Raw genomic sequence first — 18,304 nt, forward strand, 5'->3', positions numbered from 1 at the left:
CCCGCCAAGTTCCAGCGCGGCCGCGGCCGAGCGATCGCTCCTCAGGCCCGGCTCAAGGGTTAGCCGGGCCTTTCGGGCCGCCTGCGGCCTTCACCTTCCGTTAACGCGTCGCGGCAAGTCTGGCGGCGGCGTCGGAGGTGGGACGTTGAGAGGGGCGTGATGCGGGCCTTGTCGGCGGAGGATGAGCAGGCAGTCGAGCGGCTGACGCTCCAGCTGCTCCACGACGCCTATTGCGACCTCGCGGCGGTCCTGCGCGGCGCCCAGCCCCAGGCGGCCGCGGCGATCCTCGGCGTCATGGAGCAGCGCGTGACCGACGTCCTCACCCGGATCTGCCGGCAGGGTTCGGAAGGGGCGGCCTCGGTGGAGATCGCCGTCGCCGTGGGCGAGCGGATCGGCGAGATCATGGATCAGGCGCACGGGCGGGACATGGCCGGCACGCGGGCCGCCTGACGCGCCGGGGATGCCATCACGGGGATGTCGCTTTGCCGAACTGCCTAAGGCGGCAATTGTTGCTCGAGGTGCGCCCGAAGGATCGAGTAGTACGTGACCACCTCGTCGAGCCGCTCGGCATTCGATTGGCGTATCCAATCGGAATTGCCGGGCGGCCGGTAGGTCATCGCGTAATGACCGGCCTGTGCCTTCAGCTTCGTGGCGACGAGATCGAGATCGGCCGACCAGACGGCTTCCGCGCGAACACGCCGGAGGCGTCGACAGATCTCGAGCCAATGCAGGTCGAGCGCGATGCCGCTGCCCATCTGCTTGAACAGATCGAACATCGAATCCAAGATCGCGATCGCGGTCTGTGCCGACATGAGGATCCCTCAGGCCGGCTCTGCGACGAGATCGGGGCGAGCGTACCAATCGTCGAACAGCGACAGCTGCCTGAACCGCCGTCGGTACCCGAACCCGGTCAGGAGATGGTGGATCTTCTCGCGACTGTCGGAGAAATTGTGCTCGACGCTGATCAGGGCGACGTCGTGGCTCGAGAAGTCGAAAGCCTGGAGGACGTCGAACTCGCCGCCCTCGACATCGATGCTCATGTAATCGATCCGCCTGGGCGCGCGGGCCTCCGCCAGGAAGCGACCCAGCGAGATCGTCTGGACCGCGTATTGGCGCCCTTCCTGTCGAAACTGGGCGTGGAAATCTCCGGTGACGAAATCGTCCATGCCGGACAGTTCGCCGATATCGACCTCGTTGAAGAGGACCTCGGCGCCGTCGATTTTGTAAACGCACTTATCGGTGATGAAGCAGTTCCGGTTGCCATACAGCGCCGCGTGCCAAGCGCGGGCCGGCTCGGCGAGGGCGCCCTGCCAGCCGAAGGTCTTCTCCAGGATCAGAGTGTTGCTGAGGCTGACGCCGTCGCAGGCGCCGAACTCGACGAAGTAGCCGTTCCGCTTCTCCTTCAACTCGTACAGGACCCACAAGTCCTGGAGCAGCTGCCCGTTGGCGTAAGGCGCCATCCGGGTCGCGAATGACAGGAAGTCGAGTTCGGAGCCGAAGATGTGCGGCCGCGCGTCCAAATTATCCCTGAGGTTGATCAGGGCGTTGAAGACGGTCAGGAGCTCAACGTCCATGGCTCTCTGTTTCACCTCTGTGACGCGCGTCGGTGACGGATTGGACAAGAGCCTATCAGAGATTCGCGAGATGACCGGGCCGCGCCCGCAGGATCCGCTCGGAGCCGTCGTGCAGGACGCTGTGCTGTGCCGAATCAGCCCCGTGATCCGGAACGGTCTGCGCTGACCGACGCACGGCGGACTGGAAGCGCTTGCGGCTGAAGCCGTAGGGGCGGAAGCTTGCCAGCAGCGCATCGACCAGTTTCGACATCGCCTCGCAGCGCGCTTGGGCCAGGGCGCGGTCGTGGAGAGCCATGTCCCGCTCGGCCCTCAGCAGAGTCAGCTCGATCTGCTGCTGCTGGATCTGACGGATGAACTTGGTGTCGATGTCGTGCGCGCGTGTCGTCATCGGGCGGCAGCCTTGGAGACCGGGAAGCCAAAGTGTCCGGGGCGCGGCCGGCGATGCCGGGACGGCTGAGCGCGCATGCGATCCTAGGCCGTGCGCACGTCGGACGTCAGCTGAAGTTCGAGCCAGAGGTCTAGGCCTGAGGGACCCTGCTTGCGGAGGGCGATCCGCGCGGGCCGGGCTTCACCGTCGTGTACGAAAGTCACGGCGTCGGAGATGCCGCCGGGCTGCGTCACGCGCACGTGCGCCGTGGTGCTGTCGGATGTCAGGATCGCGCACGGTATCGTGCGGGCGCCGAGCCGGATTGTCGCCATCGGCAGACAGGACGCTTGGACGAAGTGCTTGTTGGCCATGCTGCGGGCGACTCCCACGTGAGACCCACAGCGTAGGCCACACCGAGGTGTTTTTGTGTCGCGATGCAGCAACGGGTTCGGCAAATGGGCCGGCGGTCGAGCCGACCCGTCGCGCATTTCTCTCGCTGGATGCCCCGGCGATCGGCCGTGACGTGGGTTCAGTTCGCCTCCGCCATGTGGGCCGCTGCGGCCACGAGGCCCCACCGGACGAGCTCCTGGGCCTCCCGCGCCGACTTGGCCTCCGCGTAGCAGCGCAGTTCCGGCGCGTTGCCCGAGGCCCGAAAGTGAATCGTCCGCCCGCCGTCCAGCTCGATCCGGATCCCATCCTGCTCGTCGACGGATTCCGGTGCTCCGATCGGTCGGAGAAACTGCAGTCGGAAAGCCTCCTCGCGCAAGCGGCCAAGGAAGGCGCTGCTCCGTTCGGACGGCGTGTCGGGGAGCCGGTCGCTCGCCATCTCCCCCGCATCGAGGGACGTCACGAGGTCGGCCAGCGAGGTACCGGCCGCGCGCATCGCGGCCAGTGTTGCCAGGATCGGCAGCATGGCGTCGCGCGTCGGCAGGGCCGGCAGGATCCCGCCCGCGAGGGCCACGTCCGATCCCAGGAGGAAACCGCCATTCGCCTCGAATCCGACGACGGTCGCCGCCTCGCCGCGCTTAGCCTGTTCCATGCCGGCGATGACGAAGGGCGAACCCACCTTGGTGCGGACAACCTCGCGGAAGCCCCCTGACTGCTCCAGCGCCGACCCAGCGGTCACCGGCACCACGACCGTGTCGGCGCCGAGAAAGCGCGCGGTGATCAGTCCGAGCACGTCGCCACGGACGATTCCGCCCGCGCCGTCCGCGACCAGGGGGCGGTCGGCATCGCCGTCGGTAGTCACGAGCGCGTCGAACTCACCGGAGGCCATCACGTCGCGGATGAAGGCGACGTCCTCGGGGCGATGCGCCTCGGTGTCGATGGGCACGAAGGTCGCCGACCGCCCGATCGGCGTGACGTGCGCCCCCAGACCCGCGAGCAGGTCAGCCAGGAGATCGCGGGCGACGGAACTCTGCTGGTAGACGGCGACGCGCAGGCCCGCCAGGATCCCGGACGGGAAGGCGTCGGTGTAGCGCCGCTGGTACCGCTCGAGGGCGTCGAGTTCAGGTGTCGCAGGCGACGTGTCTACTGGCGCGCTGGTGTCCGCGCCCTCCTGCAGGGCGGCTAGAATGGCCACCTCGTCGGTCTTGGTGATTTCGCCCTCCGGTCGGTAGAATTTGAGGCCGTTGCGATCCTCGGGAATATGGCTGCCCGTGACCATGACCGCGCAGGCGCTGCGCCGCATCGCCTCGAGGGCGAGTGCGGGGGTCGGAAGGGCGCCGCACTCGATCGCCGTGACGCCGTTCGCCGCTGCGGCACGTGCCACGGTCGCGGCAATGTCCGGGCTGCTGTCGCGCAGATCCCGCCCGATCACGACCACCCGGGGGCCGTCGCCCGACACGGACCGGAAGAACGCGCTGGCGTAGGCGAAGCTCGCGTCGCCGACGAGGTCCACCACGAGGCCCCGCAGGCCACTTGTCCCGAATTTCAGGCTGCTCACGATCGTTCCAAAGTCCGGCGCTGTGATGCGTTCACCGGTGGTGATGCCGCGAATCGCTTTCGACCACAACACGCGACCGACAGACCGATGGCGAGCCGTCAGATGCTCTGATGGGGATCACTTTTAGGATATTGATGCATCACTCGACATTTCAAGGACAGCATCGTTTTCGCGCTCCAGGTCGCGGATCATGTTGGACGTATTTGATCGATCTCGCAGGCGTCAAACAGGTCGGCTATCGCGATCTCCGGCGGATCGGATCGACCCCCAACCGGGCCGGAGCGCGTCGCTGCTCGGATCCAGCGATGTGAACAGTCGCTATCCACGCTCGGATGGTAGGGCTGCCTGTCCTCGGCATCACCGGAGACCGTCAATGCGTTGCGCTGGAGAGAGCGCCGACGTCGCGCCCGTCTTCCTCACGCTTCGACGGTTCGTCACACCCGCCGCCAACGCGTAACGGCCGATCGGTGGTACATGCTGCCGCAACGCTTTCGACCGTGATCACCAGAGCCTCTGACCATGCGTTTCCGCACGCTCACGGCGGCACTTCTGTCGCTCGTCGCTGCCCACGCCTTCGCCTTCGATGCCAACTTCGCTCGGCGCTCTCGAATGCCGGGCCTCCCCCAGCCGAACGTCGACGCGATGATCGTTCACAGCCGCGGACCCGGAAACGCAGTGGACGGGGTCGACGTGGCTTCGCCCGATCCCGGCTCGATCCCGCTCGCCCTGGCGACCCGCGTCCAGCATTTGCCGCTCACGGCGGCCGATTTTGGCATGAAGTGCGACGGGATCACGGACGACGCCCAGAATTTTCGACGAGCCCTGGCCGTCCTCCAAGGCCGTCCCAACCCGACCCTGGAGTTGCCGAACGCCACCTGCGCCATCGGCACGACGATTGAGACGCCGGACTGGTCGAACGTCAACCTCGTCGGCTGGGGCGGCGGCACCGGCGCAGGCACGAACACCAACTTCCAAGATGGCACGGTTCTGAAATGGATTGGACCACCCGGCGGTGTGATGCTGGACTGGCGATCGCCGTTGGCGTCACGTCCATTTCTCACCGCGTCCTCGTCGATTGTGGGCCTCACCCTGGACGGGAATGGTCTCGCCGGTACCGGTCTCTACGTGCGGGGCCTCTATAATTCGCGCGTGGGCATCAAGGTCCGCCACGTCATCCATGCTGGCGTCGACATCGATATCTATTCGGGGGGCGGTGCTGACGTCCAGCTAAATCGATCCGACTATATAAACATTGATCTGAATTACCCGGAATCAAAGAACGCTGACGGCCTCGTGTTCGGCCCTGGCAATTCCTATAACGATAGCCACCACAATGTCTGGAGCAATATCTCGATCGTGCATCAGGCCGGGACAGGCATCAAGCTCGGCAATATCGACACCGACACATTCATAAATATCCAGGCTCAATGGCCTGTCGACGGCAGCGGTGTTCGAACCGGTCCGGGTCTCGTCTTCACGGCGTCGCCGAACCCGATCGGCCCTGGTGGCGTGACGCAGGCGGCGCGCGACCTGAAGATACTGGGCGCCAGCATCGCCAGTGGCACCTTCGCCCGCGCTGGCATCCACGGTCTTCCGAGCAACAACAACGTGATTTTCGGCTTCACGCAGGGATCGAATGAACCGAGCCCGGTTATCGAGCGCGGCGCGAGCCTCGACTGGGTCTCAACCACCGGTGAGTGGCACATCCGCAAGATCTATCCGTATCAGCAAATCTGGAAATCGCCTGGCGATTTCGACGTCATCTTCCTCAATCCGGCGGGCGCGACGGTCGGTTATTTCGGGACGGACGGAATTTTGACGGGTGTTCCTTCGGATGCGCTGCGCATCCGAGGCGTCCGGGGCGTGGCGATCGGCGCCCACAACAACGCCTCGATCGTCATCAGCCCCGACGGCTTCGTCTCCTTTCCGCAGATCATCGCGGCCAACGGAAACGCGGACGCGGCGAAGAAGGGTGTGCCGTCGGGAGGGCTCTTCTACAACATGCGGAGCGGCGCGCTGAGCCTCCGGCAGTAGCGGGCTGACACGCCGCTTGCCGGGCATCGCGCGCTCCTCGCGCCGCCTCCGCACGCTGGTCTGGGTCCGGCACGAGCTTCTGCGCCGGCCGTCATCGACAAAGTCTGGCGCGTGCCAACCCGCCTTTGGCCCGACGCTTATCGGTGTCCGGCCTGTACGGAGATGCTGGGACCGTGCTCGTCGCGGCGCCGGTCCGTGGGGGGCACGCACCTCTGACCCAACACCGCGGGGACATCGCGGCCGCTACACCCGACTTGGCGCCCCTCGGCGCCGGGGACGTCGCGCCGCCAGCGCAGACCCCGACGAGAATGCTCCGCGATGATGGGCCGCTCGAGCGACTACGACTTTTTCATCGTGACACGCGTGAGCCGGCCCAGATGATCGCCGCGGCGGCCCCTGCCGTGTCGAGCCCTACAGCACAAGCGCCATATTCGACCGGAACTCCGGAATTCCGACGACACGGAACACCGAGAATTCGAGCGGCCGGATCCCGTCGTCGGCCGGGCCGCCATCCCGCGCGCGGATGGCAACCGTGAAGGTACCAGCTTGGTCGATGTGGAACGGCATGTCCGGCAGACCGCGGACCCACCACGCGACTGAAGCGTAGCTGGCGATGAACTTGCCGCTCGCATCTAGGATCCCGACCTCGAGTTCAGGATTGCCCGTCACCTCGAACCGCAGCTCGACGGTATGCCGCCCGGGCTCGAGGGCGAAACTCGGCGATTGGAGGACGCCGTCGTTCTTGCGGAACTGGTCCTCGAGAAAGTGCGCGACATGCAGGCGCTCGAATCCATGGAACGACTCGATCGCGGTTCCCCTGTGTGCCGTCCCAGCCGGGTGCACGCCAACGATATTCCGGACATGCGCCTCGCCAGGACGCGTGTAGTCTGCCGGGCCGGTGATACGCCTGTAGCTCGCCGCGCAATATACATGATACCCAGCATCGGTCAGCCAATCGATGCATTTTCCATTGCTGTCACGTTGCTCCAGGATCAGTATCGGCTTGTGATTCCCGATGTAGCGCGCACTGCCCTGAAGGACTTCATATTCATAATCCTCAACGTCCATTTTAATGAGCCGAGGTTGAACGCGATAGTAGTCAATCAAATCATCCAGTGCGACAGTCTTTACCAATATACTTTGGCGCTCCGAGTTCGCATCCGGAACGAGCGAATCGTCGACCCCGCTTCCGAGATAAAGATGTGCATCCTGGAACGACAGAGCCGCAGCTGCGCGCTGCACGAGTGTCACGTTCGTGCAGTTGAAATCTTTGAACGTTCGGAGAGCGATCGATGCAGTGTTCGGATTCGGTTCTATGGCGAACACCGAGCCGCGACTGCCAACGATCTCCGACATGATCAGCGCGATGTCACCGACGTTTGTCCCGACATCGAACGCGACATCGCCCGGTCGTAGAACGTCTAAGCACGCGAACGTGACCGGGCTCTCGTTGTCGATCTTCTCGCGGATCGACGCGCTCACATCGAGCGGAGCAACGGACTGAGCCAGATTCTGCTGCGCGACTGTGGCCAGGAGCATTCTAGAAATACAACTCGCGGACCAACCGGCGAGTTCTTGAGATTTGCTCAGGATTCCTGCAAATTCCTGATATAGAGACTCCGTGTAGAAGGAACTCCGACCCGCTCCGTCCAGTGCAGAATTTAATGCTTCCATGCCCTGTTGCGATTTGCCGCATTCGAAGCAGGCTTTTCCGAGAAATAGAGTGGCCCAGAGCGGCTCCGAGCACTCGCTTCGCGCTCTGGTCAAGAGAGGAATCGCGCGTTCGGCCTGGCCCAGGCCTAACAAGGCACGCCCGTAATAATGTGCCTCATCGCCAGAGATGTGTCCGCTCCGCTCGCGCGGCTCGATAAGATGCACGACGTCCGCGAGCTTACCTTCGATGAAGAGCTGCCGAGCGACTTCCCAAGACGACATATTTATCCCTCTGGCGCCACGCGATGGTCATTCACCGATCGCTCGCGTGCGGGCGATATCTCATGCTCGCCGGCCTGGAGACAAGCGATAGGGGCGAAGCCGACGCTCGGATGGCCGATACCCGAACGAGATGTCCCTCCGCGATGGGCGGACCCCGATGCCCAGGCGTCTTCATCCCCGCGCTTGATGTCAGCTCAGTCGGTCCCCCTTTCGTTTGATAGAAGAGTGCGCTCTTCAGAGACCAGACTCATCAGGTACGCGTGAGAGCTCTGCTGGGAAGCTAAGTCGTCTAAGAGGCTCGCCGCATCTCTACCTCGACCGGCGGCTCTTAACGCTTTTGCCAGGTAGAAAGACGCCCACGGCATCTCAGAACAGTAATGACGGGCGCTCTCAAGAAGCGACACGGCCTCTGGCGCCTGCCCAAGATCTAGGAGCGCCCGCCCTAGATAATGCTCTTCGTCCGGAGTTAGCGTGCGGTAGCGGCGTTCGGCCTCCAACATCTGCGCAACAGAAATTGGCCGGCCGTCGATCGTCCAGCGCTGGGCGGTTCTCCAGTCTTTGGAATAGTTCAAATCCAATGTTTTCTCGCAGCATGACCTTAGAAGGGATTGTCCCTTCTCAGTGTAGATATGTATGTCGTCGTTGGTCAGTCCTGGAGAAAGTGATCCATCCAGTCCGGCAAGGAGGTTGTAGGCATCTAAGAGCTTGTACGGGGAATTGGCTACGTGCCTCATAAGACAGGCGTTGAGGATCCTAGAAGACTCGATACGCTCCAGCAGCGGTGGGGCATTGACAAACGCGTGCGGGGAATCGGGAGGAATTTCGTGAGGCGGGACCGTCGTGGCGATCCAGATAGCTTCCGCCGGCCAACCCCGGGTGATATTGTGGATAGCGGCAATGTAGCGGCGCACCAAAACGTCGCATATCTCGAATTGCGATTTTCCCTGCCGCGCAGCCTGGGCGCCGACATGAGATCGCGCATCTATTTCACCGAAATTGAAAATCAGTTTCATGCGCTCGCGATCAAGATTGAATTCTGAGATTTTACATACATCACCTCCATCTCGTCCGAAGCGGTGCATCGTGATGGGGCCGGTCCATATCGGCAAAATCGAGGGAGCGGCATATCCCCAAACGTGACTGTCCCCAATTACACAACAATCGATGGACTCGATGCCGTTTATAATTGCAAATTTCTCTCGCGCACTTTTGTAATCTGAGTTCTGAACGGCAAGGCATAGCTCGTAGTTGGCCGGGCCCTTGATGTCACCCATCGCGGTCACGTCGATCTTCCGGCCTGTGTTGCTTCTGTCGGGTCGCCGCTTCTGCCAACTTACTGCCTTCGGCTCAACCCCCTTCCCAGGTTCGGCAAAGTCAGAGCGGCGCGCGATCTGATCTAGCGTCCTCGTACACGCGGATCCGTCCCTTACGTCGTGCAGGAGCGCGCTGGCGGATCGTCGTTGCTGGACGTATTCATCACCATTGTCTCTTATTTTCATGATCTCTTTGATAAGAGTTTTCGCGTCACTGACCCAAGGTCCGAGCTTGAATATTTCTGGATCGTACGACATATCCCTGCAGGTGCGCTCATATACATCTCGATCCGGTGCGAAGTGAATTATGGGCTTGTCGAGAAGGGAAAAATCGGAAGCGAGAGAAGAATAATCCGTTATCAGAAGATCAATATCTTTGAGAATTGGATAAATGTCCAATAAAGGATCGATTACGGTCGAGATTTTCCTGAGATCCGAGCCGGCTCTGTCGTAAGGATGAGGTTTGACGATTAGTTCGATACCTTCATGGCCCAGGATCGACGGCAGGTCCGCGCCGAGAAAATCGTGCATGGCCGATCCATGCTCCCGGAATGTGGGCGCGAATAAAGTAGTTAGCTTGTTTTTGGCAACATTTATGTCGGCTGATCCAATCAGGTCGTGCTCGGTGTTGTTGCGAAAGAGCACATCATTCCGGCACATGCCGACGATCGGAAACTCGATCGCGTCAAAGTAATTCTTGAAAAGAAATTGACCCAGCTGGCTGGTCGAGCAGACCATATTGTACCCAGTATAGATGGTATTTATCAAATTTTCATGCCATGTAGATAAATCTATGTGTCCGGCACTGATTTGCGCGAGGCCGGCCATCTTGGGGCCTATGCCGTGCCATAGCTGGACCAGTGGGCGTGTGCCGAAGCGGGCTTTTATGTCTTCAGTAACTCCATCATCGAGGACGATAAAATCAGCGAGCGAAAAATCGTCTATGAGGGCGTCGTCTATAGTTTTAACAGGTAATCCGTTACGAGATAAATCGTTAAAAGTATCTGCTCGACTGGTTATGTATGTAGAAGAAAAACGATCGTCTTTGAGTGACGATAGGAACAGATATTTGCAATTACCGACAAAATGACCGTGATGTCCGACAAATGCCAGCCGAATTTTTCTCATTTGAAGGACTCAGATTAACGGATCTGGATTTTCTCGGTATTGATCGATGTGGTGAGTGAGAGGATATTTGCGGCTTTAAGCTCATGCGACCCGTGGGCCATCTGGGATTGTTCGGTCGGCGTCGATTGTCCGAGGCGGCATCCGGGCCGCTGTTGGGTCTGCAGTCCGACATGCACGCTCGCCGAACTACCCGCGGTTTGATCCTGGCTTACACTCGACTACCTGTGGTTGGCTACTGGCCCCGGTAACAATCTGCCATTCGACGGGCGCGCGAGCCGCGACGACATTCCTGCGACGACCTTCACCCTTCAGCGGGCCCGCGCCCCTCCGGCCCGCGCACGGCGGCCACAACGCGTCTCGTCCCTGCCGCCTACGCTGGGCGGCTATGCAGGTGCGAGGCATCACAGTATCCCGGGGTTGTTCGTGCGCGCCGCATCGCGTGCCCCGGTGTTGCCCAACTCGAACGATCGGGTTTCGCGCGCCCTGCCTCGCTCTCTTCCCGCGCCCTCGGCGGCCCGTATCGGTGGCGTCTCTCGGCAGTCTCTCAGACTGAGCGGCCTTCGAAGTGCTGATGGCCGGCCGCACCCGACCGTCCATTTCGGCTGCGCGCGCTGTTCGGCGGGCCGCGTGGTGCAGTGGAGTGGCAGTTCCCGGCCAACGCTGCCTGATTGTCGAACGTTCGTAGGCTCAGTGGGCGCTCGCGCCCTGGCCGATCTTGACCGATCGCGGTGGCCGGTTCTGGATCACCGATGCGGTTCGGGCTAGCGTCTCGGCAAACGTGGGCAGACGTGGGCAGACGTGGGCAGCCGGCGATCGCGGGATGCGTTTTGATGCGGCTCTGTCGACGCGCCCGCTGCGCAGTCAGGGTTGCTTAAATCACCGTCGTTTACACTCCGTTAACCATACTTTATGCAAGTGGAAGTGGTAAGGATCCTGGTCTCCAAGTCGTGGCTGCAGCCAGCATGCATGGGCACAATGTCAATTTTTCCGACGTCGTGAACCTCACTATAGCTTTGTCGGAGCGTGTTGCCGAAACGTGGCGTCAGGGGCGTTCCGTAGCTGATACTGAAGTCGAGACGATCGGTAATGTTGCCTCGTTCCTGCGCCTGCATCTTTCCGAGTGGCCTCCGCAACTGAGTCGCGCGATCTGCAACGTGATCACAAACTCTCCGAAGGGACGGGACCGCTCACTGTTGCTGATCGAGTACATTCAGTCTGGTGCATTCGACCAGCAACAGTCAGGAAAGCTCACGATGCCCTTCGTTATGGACCTCTACCGTATCGTTCTCGGGCGGGAGGCCGAAGAGGATGCCGTGCGGCACTGGTCGGCGCAGCTGAATTCCGGCAAGATCACACGGAAGCAGCTGCTGGGCACCGTTATAACTTCAGATGAGTTCCGGGCCTCGCTGAGCGTTGCGTAAGATCCTGTCGGCGCTGCTCTGTGACGGGCCGCCGGCTCTTTCGGCCCTGGATTTTGCTGTCGCCCTGAGGAGGCCGAGCTACTCCGATTGTGATCACCCCGTTCGTCGGTGTCCAGATCCAGGCACCTTCGCGCGCCACATTGCTGCCGCGACTGGCTTATCCATTCGTGGGCTGCTAAAGACGCGATGTCGGCACCTTTAGCCCTATGCATCGGTTGCGTACGGGTCGATATTTTGCAATCGAAATGCGAAGATGCGAGATCTGGAACCAACTGAATGCTGACGGTTACACGGACGCCGCTGCGGGTCAGCCTGTTTGGCGGTGGTACGGATTATCCTGAATATTTCGAGCGCGCGCCTGGCGCCGTGGTCGGGATGGCGATCGATAAGTATATCATCATCGCCGCCCTCGACCTGATCGGCTGCCAGGATTATAATTATAGGTTGAGCTACTCGAAGCTTGAGCACTGTGACAACGTCGCCGAGATCGAGCATCCGGTGGTGCGCGAAGTGCTGAAGCATTTCGAGATTGACCGCCGGCTGGACATCAGCATCATCTCCGACCTACCGGCCGCGGGCAGCGGTCTCGGCTCGTCGTCGGCCTTCACGGTCGGGTTCCTGCGCACGGTCTATGCCCTGCGCGAGCAGAAGCCCACCAAGATCGAGCTGTCGAAGAAAGCCATCGAGGTCGAGCGCGAGATCCTGCGCGAGAATGTCGGCGTCCAGGACCAGCTCCACGCGGCGTTCGGGGGGATCAACCGCTTCGATTTCAGCGGCTCGGCCATCCGGATCTCGCCGCTGCAGATGAGCTCCACCGCGATGCAGCAGCTCAACGCGTCGATGGTGCTCGTTCATACCGGCATCGCCCGCCGCGCGACCACGACGGTCGCCGCGCAGATCGCCGTCACGCGGGCCAGGGCGATCGACAAGGAGTTGTCCGAACTCTACCGCCTCGTGGAAGAGTGCGTCTCCCTGCTGGAGGGCGGCACCACGGGCTGGCTCACGCAACTCGGCGAGATGCTGTCGGCCTCGTGGAAGATCAAGCGCACGCTCTCGCGCGACGTCTCCAACACCGTGCTCGACGAGCTGTTCGAGACCATCGTGGCGTCGGGGGCCTACGGGGCGAAGCTCTGCGGCGCGGGCGGCGGTGGCTTCTTCCTCGCGCTGATCGATCCGGAGAAGATCCCGGCCCTGACCGAGCGGGTCGCACCCCTCTCGGTCGTCCCGATCGGCATCGACGTCGACGGCTCGACGCTCATCTACCGCCAGACCCGCTGAGCGGTAGCTTCACACAGACCGGCGCGGCTGTTACGAGGCCGCCGGCTCACCTGGACGAGATGCAGGCATGCGAATTCTGATCACCGGCGGCGCGGGCTACATCGGGACGATTCTGGTGCCGATGCTGCTGGAGCGCGGGCACCACGTCACGGTGCTCGACACGTTCAAGTCCGGAACGCCGGACCTCTCCTCGGCCTGCCAGTACGACACGTTCGAGCCCATCAAGGGCGACGCGCGCGACACGCGCATCCTGGACGAGCTGATCCCGAAGCACGACGTGCTCATCCCCCTCGCGGCCCTGGTCGGCGCGCCCCTGTGCAAGGAGGATGCGATCGGCGCCACGACGCTGAACCGCGACGCCGTGGTCGCGCTGGCGCAGCGCGCGAGCGGTGAGCAGAGAATCGTCTACCCGACGACCAACTCGGGCTACGGCGTCGGCGAGGCCGGCAAGTTCTGCACCGAGGAATCGCCCCTGCGGCCGATCTCGCTCTACGGCACCACCAAGGTGGAGGCCGAGAAGGCCGTGCTCGACACCGGGCGCGGCGTCAGCCTGCGGCTCGCGACGGTGTTCGGCATGGCGCCGCGCATGCGGCTCGACCTCCTCGTCAACGACTTCACGCACCGGGCCGTGACCGACCGGGCGCTCCTGGTCTTCGAGGGCCACTTCAAGCGCAACTACATCCACATCCGCGACGTCGCCAAAGGGTTCATCCACGCGATGGACAATTTCGACCGGATGCGCGGCGAGGCGTACAATCTCGGCCTGTCGAGCGCCAACCTGTCGAAGCTGGAACTCTGCGCGCGCATCAAGGCGCACGTTCCGAACTTCGTCTACGTCGAGGCCCCGATCGGCGAGGATCCCGACAAGCGCGACTACATCGTGTCCAACGAGAAGCTGGAGGCGACCGGCTGGTTCCCCGATTTCGACCTCGACCGGGGCATCAAGGAGCTGATCAAGGGCTTCCGGATGATCCGCAACTCGCGGTTCGCCAACGTCTGATCCGGATGTCCAGGGCCCAGCAGCGATCGCCCCGCCGGGCGGCCCGACAGGCCGGCCGGCGCGGGAACGGACCGAGGTGACCATGAGCGCGATCGTCGATTTTCTCACGCAGACCCGCGACACCTTCCAGGCCGCCCTCGACGATTCCGGCTTCCACGCGACCCTCGCCGAGATCGCCGATCTCGTCACCGCGTCCCTGCGCGACGGTGGCAAGCTCCTGACGATCGGCAACGGCGGAAGCGCCGGCGACGCGCAGCACATCGCGGGCGAGTTCGTCTCGCGGCTCAACTACGACCGCCCGCCGGCCGCGGCCGTGGCGCTGACCACCGACACCTCGGTGATCACCGCGATCGGCAACGATTACGGCTACGAGCACGTGTTCGAGCGACAGGTTCTGGCCCTCGGGCGGCCGGGCGATGTCCTGCTCGCCCTCTCCACGTCGGGGCGGTCGCCGAGCGTGCTGAAGGCGATGGACGCGGCCCGCGGCCTGGGTCTGCGGGTCGTCGCCTTCACTGGCGCCACGGGCGGGGCGATGCCCGAGCGGGCGGATGTCTGCCTGCACGCGCCGTCGGACGCCACGCCGCTGATCCAGCAGGTCCACATCACCGCCGCGCATATCGTGTGCGGCCTCGTCGAGGAGAACCTGTTCCCGCGCGGGACGGCCTCTTGAGGACCGTCCGGTGAGCGGCGCGGCGGGCGGGGGCACCGTCCGGCAGGCCATGATCCTGTGCGGGGGCTTCGGCACCCGGCTCGGGGCGCTGACGGCGGAAACCCCGAAGCCGCTTCTGGCGGTCGCCGAGGAGCCGTTCCTGGACGTGCTGCTGTTCGAGCTCGGCCGCCACGGCTTCACGGACGTGGTGCTGCTGGCCTCTTTCGTCAGCGAGAAGATCCGCGCCTACGCGACCGACAACCCGGTCGCCCGCCGTTTTGGCATGAAACTGCGGGTCTCGATCGAGCCCGAGCAGGCTGGGACCGGTGGCGCCGTCGTGCACGCCCTCGCGGAGGCGGACGAGACCTTCCTGCTCCTGAACGGCGATTCCTGGTTCGACTTCAACCTGCTGTCACTCGCCGAGATGGCCGCGCGCCATCCGGAGGCCGCCATGGTCCTGTCGCTCCGGCGGGTGCCGGACGCCGCGCGCTACGGCGTCGCGATCCTCGACGGCGCGCGGATCACGGCGTTCCTCGAGCGGCCGCCCGGGCCCGGCCCGGGTCTCGTCAATGCGGGCGTCTATCTGGTGCGCCGCGCCGCGTTGGCAGGCCTGCCGGCGACCTGCTCGCTCGAGCGGGACGTCCTGCCCGCCCTCGTCGCCGAGGGGCGCGTGGCGGGCGTGGCGCACGAGGGCTATTTCCTCGATATCGGCGTGCCCGAGAGCTATGCCCGGGCCCAGACCGAGATCCCGGCCCAGTGCCGGAGGCCCGCCGCCTTCCTCGATCGCGATGGGGTCCTCAACCACGATCACGGCTATGTCGGGTCCGTCGACCGGTTCGACTGGGTCGACGGCGCGCGCGAGACGGTGCGCGCGCTGAACGAGGCCGGATTTCTCGTGTTCGTCATCACGAATCAGGCCGGCGTCGCGCGCGGCTTCTACACCGAGGCGGACGTCGCGCACCTGACGGCCTGGATGCAGGAGGATCTGCGCCGGGTCGGGGCGCATTTCGACGATCTGCGCTACTGTCCCTATCATCCGGACGGGACGGTCGAGGCCTACAGGAGGGTCCACGACTGGCGTAAGCCGAAGCCCGGCATGATCCTCGACCTCCTGGACAAGTGGCCGGTCGATCGGGATCGCAGCTTCCTCATCGGCGATCAGGAGACCGACATCGCGGCCGGACAGGCGGCCGGCCTGCCGGCCCACCGGTTCTCCGCCGGGAACCTCCTCGACTTCGTCCGCGACGCCGGACTCCTGACCTGACGCGCTCCTGACACGACGCCGGAACTCGGATCGACGGCGAGCCGCGACGCGCCCGGCCCGGGCACGGTCGTAATCGCTGCAACGGCGTGCGGTGGAGGCTTCGTGACGTCCGGTCGACGCGCTCAGTCGGCGGATTTGACGAGCTGCTCGGCCTGCGCGGCCTCGCGCATCGCGCGCTCCCAGTCCAGCTTGCGCTCCCGCGTCGCCGCATCCTTGCGTCCGGCCGCCTTCTGATCGCGCGGTTCGACAAGTTTAATGTCGTAGTTCGCCATCTCGAAACCATCTCCCGCTCTGCCGAAGGCAACGCGGAAAGACAGTTTCGGTTCAGGGCCGGCACAGGAATCTCAATCGAGCCCGATCAATCGGCGCCCGATAGACCGATCAGGATCATGGCCGCGTGGGCGGCGCCGATCACGGCGCCCGATCGCGCCAGTCGCAGGGCCTCGGCCCGCGAGACGCGCAGGACCTCGATATCCTCGCCGGGATCCGGGCGCGCCGGACCGGCGGCCACCGCCCGCCCGCGCACGAGATGCATGCGGTTGGCGTAGCGGGCCGGATCCGCGTTGAGGGTGACGACGAGTTGGGCATCGGCGCAGCGGTAGCCGGTTTCCTCGCGCAGTTCGCGGTCCGCGGCCGACAGGATGTCGGCGTCGGTGGCATCGATGACGCCGCCCGGCAGCTCGAGGCTCATGCCGCCGTAGGCGTGCCGGTAGTGCCGCACGAGGATGACGTGATCGTCCGCGTCGACCGCCAGCACGAGGGCGATGTCGGGCGCTTCCAGGACGTAGTAGGGCGTGACCGCGTGGCCGGACCGCGTCACGCAGTCGTCGGCGCGCAGCCCGAGCCATCGGTCCTTCAGGACCTGCCGGGATCCGCGGACCGTCCATTCGCGTGCCGACATGCGCGTCTCCAGGGCTCGGAACTGCGCGCTTCATCCAACGCCGGCGCGGCGTCGGCAAGCGTCCGCCGCGCGGGGTGCGGCGGGGCTCCCGCTTCGACGCCGACGGGCGCTTTTTCGGCCCGGCCGCGCGGCTTCGATTGCGTCCCAGGACCCCAACCGGTAAGCGTCCCCCCGTCGGAAGTGCCTCAGTGCAGGCCGCCATAGGGGTTACGATGACGGGAACGAAACTCGCCATGGCATGCCGCGTCTGCGATGGACGCGATGTCGAGCTGTTCCTCGACCTGACCGATCAGCCGCACTGCAACCGTCTGATCCCGCCGGAGCTCGCCGACCGGCGCGAGCCGCATTTCCCCCTGCGCGCCGGCTTCTGCCACGACTGCACGCTCGTCCAGATCGATCACACGATCCCGAAGGAGAGCATGTTCAGCGACTACCCCTACGTCTCGGGCACGACGAAGACGCTGGTGGAGCATTTCCGCCAGACGGCGGCCCGACTCGTGGAGCGGTACGACCTCGGACCGCAGGACCTCGTCGTCGATATCGGCAGCAACGACGGCACGTGGCTGCGGCAGTACGAGCCCTTCGGCCTGCGCCGCTGCGGCGTCGAGCCCGCCTCCAACGTCGTGGAACTCGCCCGCGCCGCCGGCGTGCCGACGCTGAACCGCTTCTTCAACGCGGAGACCGCCGAGATCGTCCGCGCGCAGGACGGGCCGGCGAGCCTGATCACCGCCGCCGGCGTCTTCTTCCACCTGGAGGAACTGCACAGCGTCGTGAAAGGCATCGTCGCGCTGCTCAAGCCGGACGGCGTCTTCGTCGTGCAGGCGATCTACCTGGGCGGCATGATCGAGAACACCGCCTTCGATCAGATCTACCACGAGCACCTGTGCTACTACACGCTCCGCTCCCTGGAGCAGCTGTTCGCGCGCCACGGCCTGGAAGTCTTCGACGTCAGCGTCGTCCCGGTCCACGGTGGCTCCCTCGAGGCGCATGTCGGCTTCCCCGGCGCCCATCCGGTCAGCGACGCGGTCAAGCGCATGCGCCCCGACGAGGAGACCCGCGGCTACGGCAAGTTCGAGACCTATGTCGGCTTCGCCGAGAACGTCCGGCGCCTGCAGGCGGCGCTGCTCGACCTGCTGGAGCGCATGCACGCCGAGGGGAAGACGGTCCACGCCTACGGTGCCCCGGCCAAGGGCGCGACCCTGCTCAACGCCTTCGGCATCGGCCCGCGGCTGGTCCAGTACGCGGCCGAGAAGAATCCGCTGAAGTTCGGCCGCTTGATCCCCGGTGCCCGCATCCCGATCGTCGAGGAGGGCAGCGTGCCCGCGCCCGACGCCTACCTGGTGCTCGCCTGGAACTTCATCGACGAGTTCCTGGCGCGCGAGCGCCGCTACCTCGAGAACGGCGGCGCCTTCATCGTCCCGGTGCCGGAACTCAAGGTGATCACCGCCGCCGACCTGCCGAAGGCGGTCTGAGCGTGGCTGCCGTCTCCCGATCC

General features: G+C 64.1%; 17 protein-coding genes. 8 read left to right on the top strand and 9 right to left on the bottom strand.

What is annotated here, in order from left to right:
* The first annotated feature begins 159 nt into the window (after positions 1-159).
* A complete protein-coding gene (locus ABIC30_RS11480) occupies positions 160-450 on the top strand; it encodes a hypothetical protein (protein ID WP_354455016.1) in 291 nt (96 codons plus the stop codon).
* A gap of 44 nt (positions 451-494) precedes the next feature.
* Here the strand turns inward: ABIC30_RS11480 and ABIC30_RS11485 are convergent, their stop codons facing one another.
* The 5 genes from ABIC30_RS11485 to ABIC30_RS11505 all read right to left on the bottom strand — a co-directional run bounded on the left by ABIC30_RS11485 (position 495) and on the right by ABIC30_RS11505 (position 3,886).
* Positions 495-812: a hypothetical protein gene (locus tag ABIC30_RS11485; protein ID WP_354455018.1), complete on the bottom strand. Its 318-nt coding sequence runs from the start codon at positions 810-812 to the stop codon at positions 495-497.
* 9 nt (positions 813-821) lie between these two features.
* A complete protein-coding gene (locus ABIC30_RS11490) occupies positions 822-1,574 on the bottom strand; it encodes an FkbM family methyltransferase (protein ID WP_354455020.1) in 753 nt (250 codons plus the stop codon).
* Positions 1,575-1,629: 55 nt separating this feature from the next.
* Positions 1,630-1,962 carry a hypothetical protein gene (locus tag ABIC30_RS11495; RefSeq protein WP_354455022.1) on the bottom strand — a complete coding sequence of 111 codons (333 nt, stop codon included), beginning with the start codon at positions 1,960-1,962 and terminating at the stop codon, positions 1,630-1,632.
* A gap of 83 nt (positions 1,963-2,045) precedes the next feature.
* On the bottom strand, positions 2,046-2,312 hold the full coding sequence (locus ABIC30_RS11500; protein WP_354455024.1) for a hypothetical protein: 267 nt from the start codon (positions 2,310-2,312) through the stop codon (positions 2,046-2,048).
* 158 nt (positions 2,313-2,470) lie between these two features.
* On the bottom strand, positions 2,471-3,886 hold the full coding sequence (locus ABIC30_RS11505; RefSeq protein WP_354455026.1) for a phosphohexomutase domain-containing protein: 1,416 nt from the start codon (positions 3,884-3,886) through the stop codon (positions 2,471-2,473).
* Between the two features lie 519 nt (positions 3,887-4,405).
* Here ABIC30_RS11505 and ABIC30_RS11510 point away from each other — a divergent pair.
* A complete protein-coding gene (locus tag ABIC30_RS11510; protein ID WP_354455028.1) occupies positions 4,406-5,920 on the top strand; it encodes a hypothetical protein in 1,515 nt (504 codons plus the stop codon).
* Between the two features lie 411 nt (positions 5,921-6,331).
* Here ABIC30_RS11510 and ABIC30_RS11515 read toward each other — a convergent pair whose 3' ends face one another.
* Positions 6,332-7,855 (bottom strand): FkbM family methyltransferase, encoded by a 1,524-nt coding sequence (locus tag ABIC30_RS11515; protein WP_354455030.1) that lies wholly within the window; start codon positions 7,853-7,855, stop codon positions 6,332-6,334.
* Between the two features lie 194 nt (positions 7,856-8,049).
* Positions 8,050-10,296, bottom strand: coding sequence for a CDP-glycerol glycerophosphotransferase family protein (locus ABIC30_RS11520; RefSeq protein ID WP_354455032.1), 2,247 nt, complete (start codon positions 10,294-10,296; stop codon positions 8,050-8,052).
* A 947-nt stretch (positions 10,297-11,243) separates the two neighbouring features.
* Here ABIC30_RS11520 and ABIC30_RS11525 point away from each other — a divergent pair.
* The 5 genes from ABIC30_RS11525 (at position 11,244) to ABIC30_RS11545 (ending at position 15,908) form a co-directional block, all read left to right on the top strand.
* Complete coding sequence (locus tag ABIC30_RS11525) at positions 11,244-11,717, top strand: DUF4214 domain-containing protein (protein WP_354455034.1); 474 nt, start codon at positions 11,244-11,246, stop codon at positions 11,715-11,717.
* Between the two features lie 276 nt (positions 11,718-11,993).
* Positions 11,994-12,995: a GHMP family kinase ATP-binding protein gene (locus ABIC30_RS11530; protein ID WP_354455036.1), complete on the top strand. Its 1,002-nt coding sequence runs from the start codon at positions 11,994-11,996 to the stop codon at positions 12,993-12,995.
* Between the two features lie 67 nt (positions 12,996-13,062).
* On the top strand, positions 13,063-13,995 hold the full coding sequence (locus ABIC30_RS11535) for an NAD-dependent epimerase/dehydratase family protein (protein WP_354455038.1): 933 nt from the start codon (positions 13,063-13,065) through the stop codon (positions 13,993-13,995).
* Between the two features lie 82 nt (positions 13,996-14,077).
* Positions 14,078-14,665 (top strand): D-sedoheptulose 7-phosphate isomerase, encoded by a 588-nt coding sequence (locus tag ABIC30_RS11540; protein ID WP_354455040.1) that lies wholly within the window; start codon positions 14,078-14,080, stop codon positions 14,663-14,665.
* A 10-nt stretch (positions 14,666-14,675) separates the two neighbouring features.
* Positions 14,676-15,908, top strand: coding sequence for an HAD-IIIA family hydrolase (locus ABIC30_RS11545; protein WP_354455042.1), 1,233 nt, complete (start codon positions 14,676-14,678; stop codon positions 15,906-15,908).
* Positions 15,909-16,030: 122 nt separating this feature from the next.
* Here the strand turns inward: ABIC30_RS11545 and ABIC30_RS11550 are convergent, their stop codons facing one another.
* Together ABIC30_RS11550 and ABIC30_RS11555 are read right to left on the bottom strand one after the other, a co-directional pair.
* The gene (locus tag ABIC30_RS11550; RefSeq protein ID WP_182179728.1) at positions 16,031-16,180 is read right to left on the bottom strand and encodes a hypothetical protein; all 150 of its coding nucleotides are present in this window, start codon (positions 16,178-16,180) and stop codon (positions 16,031-16,033) included.
* An 86-nt stretch (positions 16,181-16,266) separates the two neighbouring features.
* Positions 16,267-16,809, bottom strand: coding sequence for an NUDIX hydrolase (locus ABIC30_RS11555; RefSeq protein WP_354455044.1), 543 nt, complete (start codon positions 16,807-16,809; stop codon positions 16,267-16,269).
* Positions 16,810-17,042: 233 nt separating this feature from the next.
* Between ABIC30_RS11555 and ABIC30_RS11560 the strand changes: the two genes are divergently transcribed.
* Complete coding sequence (locus ABIC30_RS11560) at positions 17,043-18,281, top strand: class I SAM-dependent methyltransferase (protein ID WP_354455046.1); 1,239 nt, start codon at positions 17,043-17,045, stop codon at positions 18,279-18,281.
* Positions 18,282-18,304 lie beyond the last annotated feature (23 nt).

Source organism: Methylobacterium sp. 1030 (genome assembly GCF_040544715.1).
In the GTDB taxonomy this organism is placed as follows: domain Bacteria; phylum Pseudomonadota; class Alphaproteobacteria; order Rhizobiales; family Beijerinckiaceae; genus Methylobacterium.